Consider the following 12,340-nt stretch of genomic DNA (forward strand, 5'->3'; position numbering starts at 1 on the left):
TAAAAAGTTGGTCAACTTCACTTTGCTGGTTCTAGGTTCGATACTTCGTTAGTTTCTGGCTGTTCATCACTTCGCTCGCGCATTGCTAGCTGCACATGAGAAACGTTTTTAATCAATAACCACGTTACAAGAGCTAGAGGAATTGAGATAACTTCTGAAGCCTGTGAGACCAAATTCACATTCATGATTTCAGAAATTTCTTCCGCCCTTCTGGACAATCGAAATGCCGCCTGCCCCGCTATGCTGTTAGCAATCCAAAAGAACCACCAAATGCCTAAGATTGAGCTAACTTTTTCTTCTGACCAATTTGATGGGTTTTGGCTAGCCTGCCAAATTTCTTTCATCGCTTGATAGGGCTTCCATAGCGAAACAATGGGAATGAAATAAAAACCTATTGACCAGCCCGGTGAAAACGCCATGTCTTTCGCACCTAGTTGACGCGCATTTTGATTTGCTTGATAAATCCATTTTAAAATTAAAATGCCAGAAACGATAAACACACCAAGGTAAGAAAAAGCGATAACGGCCTGTCTCATGTCATTAGCTTCTGCATCGGCCACCGCCATTTCTTGGCTAAAATAAACGCCGTTCTGAAAGTCTGTTAAAAGCTGGTACTCCATTAAATTTGAGCCTATAGCGACGAACGAAAGAACAACTTGAAACCATAGAAGGTACTTAATCCACGCCATTAGATTTGTAGGGTCTTTGAATTCTTCTTTTTTATCTGACATTTCTATTTACTACCTTGCGTCTAGGCCACTTTAACAAGCTAATCTATCTGCTTTTATTGAGGCTATTGTTTGTGTTTATTATTCGATATCTACTGCTATCACAATTAAATAGCATTTGTTTACTACCTGGCTTTTGACTAAGCTTTTTACCTAAGTCTGTTCTCTAAGAGTTCCTGAAACGGCTTTGGCAACGCATTACGGGCTTTACGCGTTATCTTAACCTCATGTTTTTGCCACAATATTCCTATATACACCACGCCTAAACCAATAGCCGTTAACGCAACAGGAAAAAGCCAACTGTCTCTAAACACATTCGAGGCCAAGTGCCCTAAATAGAAACAGCTTCCTAACGCACCAAATACCACAAATACTTTTCGAACCAATAATGCGCCTAGCCCAACCATGAATAGGTTTATACAAAAATAGAAAAACTTTGAAAGTTCGCTGTCTGAGTTTTGGCTAGTAAGCCCGCCCCAAAAAGCAATAACGCCGAACAAATATAACCAAAATGCGTAGTCGGCAGTGTGCCTTGACCGTAAGTCAACCCAAAAAGCCAGTAAGGTCATAAACATGCCGAAGTACATAGATACTTGTGCGCGGAATTCCCATGTGTATGAATTCCACATGTTGTCTTGGTCGATGATAAGCATGACAGCATCCATACTGATGTACCACAGTGTTACTGCTATAGGCATTATCAAAAATGGATACTTGTACCGCCAAGCTACTATCATGCCGGTCACCAATGTGCCAAGTTCCATGTACAACCACAGCCATTTAACGCGTGTATGAAACTGACGATAGACTGCATCGTTCTCGGGCCAAAGGCCAAGCCACTGTTGAAAACCGTAGATAGCAAGCGGTGTTAAACACACTACAAAGGTTGCGCAAATACCGGCAGGAATAATAAGGTTTTTATTTGCTAAAGAGTTAGTAAGCTTTATCCCTACACCAGCGTAGAGCAATGATATGAAGATTATCCCCAGCCCCCCAAACTGTTCCCACCCTAAATTCATAAACAAAGTCATGGCGCCAATAGCGATAAGGCCGCCCAAGTAATAGAGAATGTGGGTAAAAGTGAAAGCGGGAGTATGCTGGCTTTCTGCCTGAAAGAAGCTGTAGAGGTCAACGCCTTGCTGTTCAGAGATGATCTTCTTCGCTACTGCTTTTTGAATACTTGCTTTCGATACTTCCATGTACTTCTCTGAATTAGCTTGTAGAAATTAGAACTTTTACTTTACTGGGTTATAAGTAAAAAGCCAGACTAGAGAAGTTACAGAGTATTACTTACGTGTTTTTCGTAAGTTTTTCACATTTATTCCACGTTAAGTGGCCAAAAGCGATACCTGCAACGGGAAAAATGACCAAAGCAATGGTAGGACGTACCCAAATATTTTCTAATGGGTCAAGAAATTCCATTAGTAGGGTCCAGAAGATGGCTGTAGACACGCCCCACCCTAAAACACCGTTAACTAAAACGAAGCGCTGTTTTCCTTTCTCTCGCGTTTTTGCCCACTTATCCATATTCATGTAAACATCCTTTTTCCAAATATCAAACAAACAGTACAAGGCAAACAAAAACAACTATTGAGCTAACTAAACCAACAGCGAAGGTCCTTCCTTCGTCTCTGCCCGCTCGCGGGTATTTGCCAAAGGTTAAAAGTTTGAGCACTATATGCCCTATCCCTTTTATAACGAATTCAATGATAGCTTCTACGACTATCCATTTGAGTATCCGAAGTATAAAGCGGCCCAGTGGTTCTAAAACGTCTTCCATAACTTTAATGCTCTTAATTGCTTTTGTTAAATAGTGCTTTTATTAAACAGTCGCTGTCTTTTAATGTTGTCGCTAACGAAGCACTTTAATCAGCCTTCTCGTTCTTCTAACGGCAATATTATAAGCCAATTTCACCAATAAAAATTAAGGCCCACATAGCCAACACAGCGACAAAATTGATGGTAAACACCATACCACGCAATCTAATATTGTTGGTAAATATTTGAACAACGCTGTGCAACACTCTGCCAATTACAAATACCCAAGCCAAGTAGATTTGCACACTGTCTATTGGCTTATCCATTGCGATAAGCAATACAATGGCAATGTAAAAAAATAGTGGCCACTCAAATTGATTGCTTAGGTTCGCACTGATTTTAGGCTGAATATTGCTGAAAGGGTTTGAACCATCTTTGGTCTGCCCCACTCCCCACACAACCGGTGCGCGAGCTATGGTGAGTAATGCGTAAAGTACAGTACAAAGAAGTACATGTGTAAATAGTGGAAGTATTAAACTGGACATATTAATGGGCTAAACGTTCACTTTATACTTCAAATCAAGGGCTTCATCACCTGTCATTCCGCGGAAACCCCACTGATACTTTTCTTGTTCTTTAATCGTAATCTCGATATCTACGGGTGAAATCTCCAACTCTAGCTCAATTTGTTTAAACAATGCTTTTATAAGAGACTTTTGCGTGTGTATTTCTCGCCCTTTCATCATGTTTATTTCGATAACTGTGTATGCCTCGGTTCTACCATCAGGGTAAAAAAAGTCGTCTTTTGACAGCGGCACAAAGCGATGCGCTCTCTTATTTTCGGGTAAGCCCAAGACTGATTGCATACATGAATGAATAACATCTGAAAGCTTGCGTTTTATTGGGTTTAATTGTTCGTCTATGCCATAGATTACGATCACGTTGCCGTCCTTTGCGTTTATTGTATTGCTAACGGAGTTTTAGTTATTTTTTATACCCGTTCTACTTCGAGTATTTTATTTTTTCACTTTAACGCAGTTTAACCTCAAATATGATTTCACTTTCTTTTTCTATAGAACCATTTGGACCGAAAAGTATGCTGTAGTAACGCAAACGTTCATTTAACGCCTCTGCTATTAGCACTCCAGTTAATGCAGGTTGCGGCCAAATTGAATTGTGTGCAGAAATCATGTCGGACCACCTTCTGGTTAAAAGCTCTTTATAACCACCATTTTTCCATTCACCCGGTATATCACTCCATTCTGCACAAGTAATTAGCACTTTTAGCGGGGCTGAGAGGCAACATAACTTTCTCATTTCGTGCTCAGCGTCGAGCGCAACATTTTCCGACTCAATGAAAATCAGTGGAACATCTGTTCCATTTCTAGATTTTCGACAAAATGTATAGTCGATTTTGAAGAGCTCTTTTTTGTAATTTAAGCCCATTTTACGAGAAAGCGGCTCTAAAATAGTATCCTCATAAAGGCGAGTACGATTCCTCGATGTCTTCCAAGACTCATTGAATTGGGAAACAGGTAAAGCTTCTAAACTTTTAACGAAGGAAGATCTAAACTCATCCCAAAGTAAGTGCAGTGCCATTTAAATCCTTATGTTCAGTGCGAATAAGACAGGTATAAAATTTATAACTTTGTAGCGAAACAAGCCTGTCTTGATTACTCATTTGTTTAGCTAACGCAATGGTGCTAATAGATATTTGTTAGTGTTACGCTCACTCGGTAGTTACCTATTATTTTTAATTGGAAATTTACCTTTAATTGCAAACCAAATACCTGGAAAGCCAAAAGCGAAAAAGAATAATATCGCATTGAATAAAGATGGTTCAGATCTCTTGCCTGATATTAACTCACCATTTCCTAGTTGCCCTAGTAAATACCAAATAGATAACCCAAATACAGTTAAACCAATTACTCGACCTAAGTAATTACGTAACTTTCCAGTAGTGATACACATTACAAAAATGGTTAAGCAGAAAGCACCAAACACATAAATTCCGATTGGCTTACTCATTTCTGGCGCAATTAAAATCATAACAACACCAAACAACCCTGCAATACTACCGAGTAATGTTCTAGATAAAGGACTTAACCCTTTGTTTAGGACATATTGACCAGATTTGTACATACTTTCCCTGTAACCCTAATGCTCCATAAAGAAAGGACAATGCATGGCTATACTTAGCGAAGAATGAGCGCCAGCCATACTTTAAACAACTTTACTTAACATGACAGGCATAACTTGAAAAATCAAAACTGTCCCCGAATACAAAAATGCGACTACATTAAGATGCCCGTCTTGTTTAGCCGCCTAAATAGCCACACCCAAACGAGATACGATTCAATATCTTTTGTCTGTAAAAACACATAAACAACCACTCGTGCTTTTCATCACCATAGTCATTGATAGAGTTCGAGGAGGAATAGTAAAACCACCACCAAAGTGATGCTAAGCATAAGAAAGCTAGAGGGATAGAGCTTTTAAAGCGAGTGTTCATTGCACAGCTCTATAAAATCATGAATATTGAGTAGATTAACAGCCAAAGAATTTGGCATCCGTAACTTAGGCGTTGATAAAGCCCTGGTACAGTTTTTCGTTCAAGGGATTTTGCTAGTTTATATGAAAAGAAAACGCAGCCAATAACGCTTAATGCAGACAGAATCCTCAGCGGCCAAGCATAGAAGCTAGAAAAAGTAACGATCAGCGGCGCCACGGTAAACGAAACTAACATTATTAGCCCTGACCACGTATGGATTTTACAACTTTTCGAAGGTGTTGTTGTATATGGGTCGGCGTCCATTGGGAAGTAGCCACAAACCCAAGTACAGATGCCATGTATTATTGTCATTGCACCGATAACCATAGTTGGCATATGGTCTGGATGTGAGTTTATAAGGTAATACCCAAACAGAGCGAACAATAAGCCCAACGGGTAATTATTGATTGCAGGAGAGAGTTTCTGTGTTGGGCTACCAAATGCACCAAGTTCACTACAAAACTGCTTCATGTGGCTATAGTTTGGATAGAAACGAGAAGCGATGTAAATGCCTAAAACTATCCAAACCGATGCAGCTATCCCTGTAAAAGATAAGAAGCTATCCAAGTGGGTGTCCTCCTTGATTTTATTGCGCTTAAAGTAGTTAATCAAAGTCCCTATCCATAAGCCGAATAACGTTTTAACTGGCTTGGTGCGGAATATTTTGCGTTATCATTTTTTTATTGCCGCTATATTTTTCATAAAACTGCTGGTGTGCAGTATAAGAAAACGTATCGTCTCTTTTTGTATATTGGGCAATCCAGTCGATCAGCATAGGTAAATTATTATCTTGCGCTTGTTTGGTATCATATTTATGGGGCTCCCAAGGTCTTGCTTTCGCGTTAGCAATGCACAACTCAATGGGTAAATTCATAAATATAATTTCTGAAGACTGCCCCTCCACGAGCTTAAGCAGGTCTGTGTAACACCCTTCAATTACCCAAGTCTCATTAGAAGCGGTAAAAGCCTGTATCTCTTGGTCCGACTCTTTAATCGGTTTTCTTTCTGGCGGGCTAGTGGGTTTCCATGCAAGGGTATCGAGATCTAAATGCGCTAAACCTTGAGTTTCACACAAACGGCGCGCTAGCGTAGATTTGCCAGAACCGGAATTTCCGAATATTAAAATTTTAGTCACGGTGTTTTCCTTGTTACCTTAGCAAAAGGCATCGAGAAACGCTTATTATTCTATAGCGTGTACCCGGCTAATCATGAAACTTAAGCCATTTCTCATCTTTGCGAATAAACCCAGTTTTTGTTACTGAATGAGGCCACTGATTTTCCGGGTTGTGCACTATCCCTTTCACCGTTTCTATACTCTCCGTATCCTCTGAACCCGTTACAATTACAACGTCTCTAGAGGGTACATAAACAACTATATCGCCTTTCACCGGAAAGTTTTCTTTCGTCCAAAGCGCGTCATAAATTAGAAAAGACGCTTCGTAAGTGCCATCGGCCACAATCATCGAGATGGTCGAAGGGTTTCCTTTGATTTGAAGTGACTCAATAGCATTCATCAAATTAGACATTGAGAGGTCCCTAAGCTCTTCCTCTTTTACGTCTAAGTTAGCAATGTCTTCTTTCGGTATGAACTTGATAGATGAAGGTGTATCAATGGCATAAAGAATATAGAGAACATCATTTAGTTTTTCATAAAAGAAAGGCAGCTCATCTTCGCTCATCAATTCAGTTATATGGTTTATATAACCTGAATCTTTTATTACGGGAAAAATATCCGCTTTATCTATGTTGGCTTTAGCGTCATTACTGTTCTTTGTTAACGCACTGATGTACGTTTCTATAATTACGTCGAGCTCTTCTGGGTCAGAAAGGTAATTCATATAGGCATTATCGAGATATGCGGTAGACGTTCCTCCACCACTGTAAGTCATCTCAACCTCTAGACGGCCCTTTATTCGCGCACTCACAACCTCTGGTTTGGTGGTAACAGCCTTCACATACCTTTGAGTAAACGCATTTTCATCTAAATTGCTTTCGGCAACCACACTACTTATAAAAAAGCATAAAAACGCTATTATGAATGTTTTCATTTTCCATATTTTTCTTTAATTAACACATCAAAGTATTGAGTATCGTTTGGGCATTCGTCGCTGTTTTTGGCGAAATCGCTACTGCACCCTGGGTTACAAAAGCCAACGGTATAGCCCCTGTATTCGGCAAGCGAATCGGGCTTTACGGGCTTGCCAGATCTAGGGCAGAACTTGTTGATGGGTTCCATTGATTTTTCTCTATCGCTAGTTAAGAGATACAACTTATATCGTAGTTGCCGTAAAAGCTAAAAATATGCGCGCCTCTCACGAATAGAATACGACATATCGCACTTTTCACACGCAATGTTCCAGCTACCGAACCGCTGAGTAATGTTCAACTCACCAGCACATATTGGACAAACTTCATCAAGAAAGGTACTTGGAACGCATTGAGAGCTTAAAAGTTAAGTTCTCTTTAACAGCTAGCCACTCTGTATTAATAATTGAAAACACAACCGTATCTCTATAACCACCATTTGGCATTCTTTGATGATTCCTTAGCACACCATCCTGTTTAGCACCTAAACGCGCAATAGCATTACGTGAAACTTGGTTATGCCAGTGTGTTCTGAACTCTACAGCGATTGCTCCGAGACTTTCAAAAGCGTGGGTAAGAAGAAGTAGCTTACATTCGGTATTGCATGATGTTTTCTGATAGCTTTTGCTGTACCAGGTGTAACCAATTTCCACCCTTTGATTTAAAAGGTCAGCATTACAAAAGCGTGTTGAGCCGATAACCTCTCCGCTAGCTTTGTCTATAACCACGAACGGTAACGATAGCCCTTTGGCTTTCTGCTCTAGTGCTGTCGTAATATAGTCATCAATAATTTCAGCGCTTGGTACAGAGGTGAACCATAGCTTCCACAGTTCACCGTCGTTTGCTGCGTTCACTAAAGCGTCTGCATGTTCCATTGTTAACGGAGTGAGCTTTATATTCTCAGACTCTAACTCAATATCTTCAAACCACATTTCACTTTCCATGTATTTCTGACTGTATGTTGCTAAGCACAAAGATGCCTGTCTATTTTTGCTTACCAACTGTTGGAAATATATGATGCTAAATCAAAAAAAGCATCGACTTTATCTCCGCGTTTGTTCCAGTTATCATGAGTATGAGGCATGCCCTTCACCTCAATCCTTTCATGCTTCTTCATTAGCTCTATTCTTAACAGTGCGCGCTCTTTTTCATTTAGCATCAATGACTGTATTTTTTCTAGTTCGCCAGTGTCTAACCAAATTGCACCACAGCCTGGGCACTCATCTATCTCTACCGCATGAAGCGGGCTATAAAACCTGCGCAACATCACGGTATCAGGGCATTTGGGACAGGAAACCCGTTTATGTAAAGAATCGAGTTGGTAATGAAACTGGCTAAGGTGCTTTGCTAACACATTCCCTCTTTTTTCTTGCGGGTTTTCAAAGTCACTTAGTGTTTGATTTTCGAGTAAGACACCGCCACATGCTTTGCTATAATAAACCGGAACTTTACCAACTGTGACTCTTTTTAGCTGTGTTTGCGTTCTTGGGCACTTCATTTTTTTAGTCTACCTTTGTTCTTCTAATATTGTGACTTGATACAACTGGTTAATAAAATAGGGTTATCAGCTATCTTTGAGAAACTCATTCAACCTATATAGGTTGTATTTTATAACCATCTTGTCAATGTAAGACAGGCTGCCTCCTTTCAGGTGGTTACTCTTTATCACTAAAGTATCGTCAGCAACTTCTATATAACGGGATAAGTCTAAAGCCTTGAACTCTTCATAAACACTGACTAGTTCTTTATTGTTAATATCGATTTTATCAATCGTCCAAGATAGTCCATCTCGTTCAACAACGAATATAATGTTACTAAAAGTATTTTCGCTTATGTTTTCAAAGGTAACGTGGACAGAAACAAAGTTGTTTGAGCTAAAAGGAGTCCAGTATTTATTCAAGTCTGTCGTGTAAACAACACTACCAAAGTCTTTTAATTCGAGCATTTTCATTAGGGAAATCAAAAATAAAAAACTTTGATCTTCACAGGATAGTCTTTGGTCGACGCCACTTGAACTCTTGAAGTTTAAATGTATGCATTTTTCAGCTTCAAAGCCCACCTTCACGGTTTCTAGATAATTTTCAACAAGCTCTTTAGCTCTGTGATTTTCACCTAAGATGCTTACCATTATAAGCAACAAAACGATGGGGAGAAGCCCAAGATACTTCAATAAAACTCTGCTTCTAAATTTCATAAATTCCTTTTAGCGTTCTGACTTTTCAAGAACAATCCTATATATGTAAGGCACTGCGCGAACATGCCTGTCTAGTTTTTGTTTAAACAAACTAATCAAGACAGGCATAATTAAATATTACATAAAGTGCCTATCTTCTATAATTCTAAAAGTGCCGGTACATATCGCTAAGCTTCGTTCCGCCTTTTGGCTGAAAACATGCCGAACCAAAATGCCCCTTCTAGAACAAGCCCCAAAATGATGAATAGAAACACACCTGACTGAATACCCATACTGTAAGATACGATAGCTGCGACTAGAAGAACCAGAGCGATAAGAATTCGATAAACACCATTCATTTAAACTCTCCTTTTAAATGCCTAACACAAAGACACAAGAATGCCTGTATTGTTGAAACTACAAAGACACAAAGATGCCTGTCTTGTTTAAACTAGTTTAGTCAACTTTTAAGCTTAAGGCTTTAACCAATTTGTAACATGATGTCTTTAGCGATTACTCTAGGCCTTTAAACCTTTCTAGTACCTTTTTATTGGGTATTTGACAGTGTTGTGTACCACCAAAAAGCTTGATGCGATTACGAGCAAAGGCTTTATAGAACAGGTCTCTAAATGTTCTTGGTAAAACTCTGAATATGCCGAACAAAAACCAGAAACCACTTAAATCTTTGGCGATTTCAAGTGCTGCGTCTGACCACAGAAAGACTTTCCCGTCTTTAACCAACATGAAAGTATCAACACCTACTGTATCGACTTTATAGCGTTCTATAACCTCCTGAGCGTAAGTTGACTGCAGTGGGGAGAAAATAAAGCGTTCCATTTTGTCGCGCTTCAAAATGAATGCGACAGCTCCGTTACAGAAGTTACACACTCCATCGTAAATAATTAAATCTTTTTCTTTCAATGAATAAGCCAAAATAATATACCGCTGCGCGACTACATAAAGATGCCTGTCTTGTTTAAACTTCGAAATTAGGACAACATGCTGGACCAGTGCTAGAGTACTAGCCGTCCATTATTGATAAGGCCAATAAAAAGCCCAGTATATCCCGCGACTACCCCCAGTAAAATGCACGCTTTACTCAAGTTAGGGTGCCAAAATCTCCTGCGGGATTTTACTCCCTCGTCATATTCGATAAGCAACTGAGAACGTCTGCTCAGAACGTAAAGTCCTGCAGAAAATACGGTAAACGCGCCAATCGGCACTGCGGCGCCTTTGGTAAATTGATAAGCCGCAGACAGAAGTATACCGCTTAATAAGATCCAAACTATGGTTAAGTTGCGCAGTTTGAGCAACTGCTTCTTTTTGGTCTCGGAGTGCATGTTCTTAAGTGGAAATCTCGAACTTAGAAAGACCACAACAGCCGCAAAGGCTGATGCAATAGCCGCGCCACTCAGCAGCCAACTCCACTTTGTCAGACCCGTTGCAGTTGCACCACCTGTTGCAGTTGCAGCCGAAGCCGGTGCACTCATTGTTATGTTTGCCAACGTCATTGTGGTGAAGGTCACCGCTGGCGCCGTTGCATAGATGGCGCTTCCCATTTTAGTTAATGCATCTTGCTTCAACACCTTTCTTGCCCGCGACAATTTCTTACGCACCGCAGCTTCTGAAATCGATAGCAGTTCAGCAACTTGCTTGCTGGACATTTCCTCCCTGTAATACAAAAGAACCACTTCTCTTGTCTCTTCGGGTAGATTGTCTACGAGTTGTGCTACTACTTTTTTCATCGTATCAGTTTCGTAGTACTCTTGAGGGTCTTGATCCTGCGTACAGTAAGAGGCGAGTAATTTATCGGCCTCGTCACCACCAATACGTTTGGAAAGCTTGTTGTCTCTTATGTAGTTAAGTGCTGTATAGCGGGTAGATTGCCTAACCCAAGGTAAAAAGCTATTTTCACTTTTGAGCGAGTTCAGGTTTTGCCAACAATTGATGTAGACCAACTGTGCCACTTCCTCACTGGCATCTACATCTTTGATAATAGAAAGGGCTAAACTGCTAACCATATTCCGCGTGTGATTAATTAACCGTTCAAACGCTTTGAGATTGCCAGTCTTAGCTTCGATAACATCAGCGGCGAGCGTATTCATGTTGCATTCTCTCCTTTCCTTAGATTACATGAAACTTGCTATCTGCGACGCCACCCACTCTGGCGCTTCCCACATCATAAAGTGCCTGGCATCTCTATTCATCAAAAGTTTTGCTGTCGGTGCCTGAGAAACCTGTTGTTGATACAAACGCTCAGCAAATTCATGTTCTTGCTCGCTGGAAAATGCACCGCTGGCACCTAAAACCAATATAGGTGTTTGCGTTGTCGTAAGATCTTCCCGTAAATCCGTGGTCATTAACTCACTAATCGCAATACCAACGGTACGTGGATCTGAACGCTCTGCCATTGCCAGTATTTTTTCCTGAGCGTCTTCGTTGCTAGCTTGGATATAGACGCCATTACGAGTGCTTTCCCGTACCTGTTCTGGCGAGAGTGCGGCATAATACTGTTTCATTTGTTCAGCACGTTGTCGCATATCTTCAGCCTTAGTCTGAGGATCACGGGTGAAAATAGGTGCTAAGAATGGCAACCCATCAACGGAGACCACTTTACCCACCGCTTGAGGATAATCGACAGCGAGATTGAGAGCAACAAACCCGCCAAGGCTATGTCCTACTATAAGTGGCGCTTGTAAGTCGTTGTCGGCAATATAGCGGGCTACCTCGCCCACTACCCGGTCAATAGACCAGTTCTTTATCGGCGCTGAACCGGCAAAACCGGCTATTGATATCTGGTGCACCTGGTGTGCTTGTTCAAACTGCTCTGCAAAATCGTCCCACACAGAGCTGTCTGACATAAGCCCAGGAATAAAAATAATAGCGGGCCCCTTTCCTTTTTGTGAAGCCGCGATGGTCTCTTGGGCTGCAATAGAAAAGCTGGCTACAAGAAAGCCAATTAGCAGACCAATTAACTGATACTTGCGATAGTGTTTAGCGAGGTGTTGATTGATAGTTGTCATGTGATTAATGCCCTTTTTACTT

At 40.6% G+C, this 12,340-nt stretch carries 18 protein-coding genes; all 18 read right to left on the reverse strand.

All coding sequences use genetic code 11. The features are described 5' to 3' along the window. Window positions 1-17: 17 nt before the first annotated feature. A complete protein-coding gene (locus ACYX4N_RS11885; protein ID WP_476054155.1) occupies window positions 18-731 on the reverse strand; it encodes a DUF4328 domain-containing protein in 714 nt (237 codons plus the stop codon). 146 nt (window positions 732-877) lie between these two features. After that, window positions 878-1,927, reverse strand: coding sequence for a DUF2157 domain-containing protein (locus ACYX4N_RS11890; protein ID WP_476054156.1), 1,050 nt, complete (start codon window positions 1,925-1,927; stop codon window positions 878-880). A gap of 91 nt (window positions 1,928-2,018) precedes the next feature. Further along, on the reverse strand, window positions 2,019-2,261 hold the full coding sequence (locus ACYX4N_RS11895) for a hypothetical protein (RefSeq protein WP_476054157.1): 243 nt from the start codon (window positions 2,259-2,261) through the stop codon (window positions 2,019-2,021). Window positions 2,262-2,626: 365 nt separating this feature from the next. Next, window positions 2,627-3,031, reverse strand: coding sequence for an MAPEG family protein (locus ACYX4N_RS11900; RefSeq protein WP_476054158.1), 405 nt, complete (start codon window positions 3,029-3,031; stop codon window positions 2,627-2,629). 9 nt (window positions 3,032-3,040) lie between these two features. Further along, the gene (locus ACYX4N_RS11905; protein ID WP_474806917.1) at window positions 3,041-3,427 is read right to left on the reverse strand and encodes a tautomerase family protein; all 387 of its coding nucleotides are present in this window, start codon (window positions 3,425-3,427) and stop codon (window positions 3,041-3,043) included. Between the two features lie 88 nt (window positions 3,428-3,515). Beyond that, window positions 3,516-4,085 (reverse strand): hypothetical protein, encoded by a 570-nt coding sequence (locus tag ACYX4N_RS11910; RefSeq protein WP_476054159.1) that lies wholly within the window; start codon window positions 4,083-4,085, stop codon window positions 3,516-3,518. A gap of 141 nt (window positions 4,086-4,226) precedes the next feature. Then, window positions 4,227-4,628: a hypothetical protein gene (locus ACYX4N_RS11915; protein WP_476054160.1), complete on the reverse strand. Its 402-nt coding sequence runs from the start codon at window positions 4,626-4,628 to the stop codon at window positions 4,227-4,229. Between the two features lie 379 nt (window positions 4,629-5,007). Then, window positions 5,008-5,604: a DUF998 domain-containing protein gene (locus tag ACYX4N_RS11920; protein WP_476054161.1), complete on the reverse strand. Its 597-nt coding sequence runs from the start codon at window positions 5,602-5,604 to the stop codon at window positions 5,008-5,010. 73 nt (window positions 5,605-5,677) lie between these two features. After that, window positions 5,678-6,172, reverse strand: a complete 495-nt coding sequence (locus tag ACYX4N_RS11925; protein WP_476054162.1) for an AAA family ATPase — start codon at window positions 6,170-6,172, stop codon at window positions 5,678-5,680. Between the two features lie 67 nt (window positions 6,173-6,239). Then, window positions 6,240-7,085, reverse strand: a complete 846-nt coding sequence (locus ACYX4N_RS11930; protein WP_476054163.1) for a DUF1444 family protein — start codon at window positions 7,083-7,085, stop codon at window positions 6,240-6,242. After that, entirely contained in the window at window positions 7,082-7,273 is a 192-nt protein-coding gene (locus ACYX4N_RS11935; protein ID WP_476054164.1) for a YHS domain-containing protein, read from the reverse strand. Before ACYX4N_RS11935 ends, ACYX4N_RS11930 begins: the two co-directional genes overlap by 4 nt. A gap of 178 nt (window positions 7,274-7,451) precedes the next feature. Further along, the gene (locus ACYX4N_RS11940; RefSeq protein ID WP_476054165.1) at window positions 7,452-8,054 is read right to left on the reverse strand and encodes a GNAT family N-acetyltransferase; all 603 of its coding nucleotides are present in this window, start codon (window positions 8,052-8,054) and stop codon (window positions 7,452-7,454) included. A gap of 62 nt (window positions 8,055-8,116) precedes the next feature. Then, window positions 8,117-8,620 carry a zf-TFIIB domain-containing protein gene (locus tag ACYX4N_RS11945; RefSeq protein WP_476054166.1) on the reverse strand — a complete coding sequence of 168 codons (504 nt, stop codon included), beginning with the start codon at window positions 8,618-8,620 and terminating at the stop codon, window positions 8,117-8,119. A 66-nt stretch (window positions 8,621-8,686) separates the two neighbouring features. Then, window positions 8,687-9,316 carry a hypothetical protein gene (locus ACYX4N_RS11950; protein WP_476054167.1) on the reverse strand — a complete coding sequence of 210 codons (630 nt, stop codon included), beginning with the start codon at window positions 9,314-9,316 and terminating at the stop codon, window positions 8,687-8,689. A gap of 167 nt (window positions 9,317-9,483) precedes the next feature. Next, window positions 9,484-9,654 carry a hypothetical protein gene (locus tag ACYX4N_RS11955; RefSeq protein ID WP_476054168.1) on the reverse strand — a complete coding sequence of 57 codons (171 nt, stop codon included), beginning with the start codon at window positions 9,652-9,654 and terminating at the stop codon, window positions 9,484-9,486. A gap of 154 nt (window positions 9,655-9,808) precedes the next feature. Further along, window positions 9,809-10,216 (reverse strand): thiol-disulfide oxidoreductase DCC family protein, encoded by a 408-nt coding sequence (locus ACYX4N_RS11960; protein ID WP_476054169.1) that lies wholly within the window; start codon window positions 10,214-10,216, stop codon window positions 9,809-9,811. Window positions 10,217-10,308: 92 nt separating this feature from the next. Then, the gene (locus ACYX4N_RS11965) at window positions 10,309-11,400 is read right to left on the reverse strand and encodes an RNA polymerase sigma factor (protein ID WP_476054170.1); all 1,092 of its coding nucleotides are present in this window, start codon (window positions 11,398-11,400) and stop codon (window positions 10,309-10,311) included. A gap of 24 nt (window positions 11,401-11,424) precedes the next feature. Then, window positions 11,425-12,318 carry an alpha/beta fold hydrolase gene (locus tag ACYX4N_RS11970; protein ID WP_476054171.1) on the reverse strand — a complete coding sequence of 298 codons (894 nt, stop codon included), beginning with the start codon at window positions 12,316-12,318 and terminating at the stop codon, window positions 11,425-11,427. Window positions 12,319-12,340: the final 22 nt, after the last annotated feature.

The organism is Alteromonas sp. ABH4_452 (assembly GCF_056311825.1).

Bases quoted from the DNA above. Each gene is read 5' to 3' on its own strand.
- ACYX4N_RS11940 (WP_476054165.1), bottom strand. From the start codon at position 8,054: ATGTGGTTTGAAGATATTGAGTTAGAGTCTGAGAATATAAAGCTCACT.
- ACYX4N_RS11885 (WP_476054155.1), bottom strand. From the start codon at position 731: ATGTCAGATAAAAAAGAAGAATTCAAAGACCCTACAAATCTAATGGCG.
- ACYX4N_RS11890 (WP_476054156.1), bottom strand. From the start codon at position 1,927: ATGGAAGTATCGAAAGCAAGTATTCAAAAAGCAGTAGCGAAGAAGATC.
- ACYX4N_RS11915 (WP_476054160.1), bottom strand. From the start codon at position 4,628: ATGTACAAATCTGGTCAATATGTCCTAAACAAAGGGTTAAGTCCTTTA.
- ACYX4N_RS11945 (WP_476054166.1), bottom strand. From the start codon at position 8,620: ATGAAGTGCCCAAGAACGCAAACACAGCTAAAAAGAGTCACAGTTGGT.
- ACYX4N_RS11930 (WP_476054163.1), bottom strand. From the start codon at position 7,085: ATGAAAACATTCATAATAGCGTTTTTATGCTTTTTTATAAGTAGTGTG.
- ACYX4N_RS11970 (WP_476054171.1), bottom strand. From the start codon at position 12,318: ATGACAACTATCAATCAACACCTCGCTAAACACTATCGCAAGTATCAG.
- ACYX4N_RS11900 (WP_476054158.1), bottom strand. From the start codon at position 3,031: ATGTCCAGTTTAATACTTCCACTATTTACACATGTACTTCTTTGTACT.
- ACYX4N_RS11965 (WP_476054170.1), bottom strand. From the start codon at position 11,400: ATGAATACGCTCGCCGCTGATGTTATCGAAGCTAAGACTGGCAATCTC.
- ACYX4N_RS11955 (WP_476054168.1), bottom strand. From the start codon at position 9,654: ATGAATGGTGTTTATCGAATTCTTATCGCTCTGGTTCTTCTAGTCGCA.
- ACYX4N_RS11895 (WP_476054157.1), bottom strand. From the start codon at position 2,261: ATGAATATGGATAAGTGGGCAAAAACGCGAGAGAAAGGAAAACAGCGC.
- ACYX4N_RS11950 (WP_476054167.1), bottom strand. From the start codon at position 9,316: ATGAAATTTAGAAGCAGAGTTTTATTGAAGTATCTTGGGCTTCTCCCC.
- ACYX4N_RS11910 (WP_476054159.1), bottom strand. From the start codon at position 4,085: ATGGCACTGCACTTACTTTGGGATGAGTTTAGATCTTCCTTCGTTAAA.
- ACYX4N_RS11935 (WP_476054164.1), bottom strand. From the start codon at position 7,273: ATGGAACCCATCAACAAGTTCTGCCCTAGATCTGGCAAGCCCGTAAAG.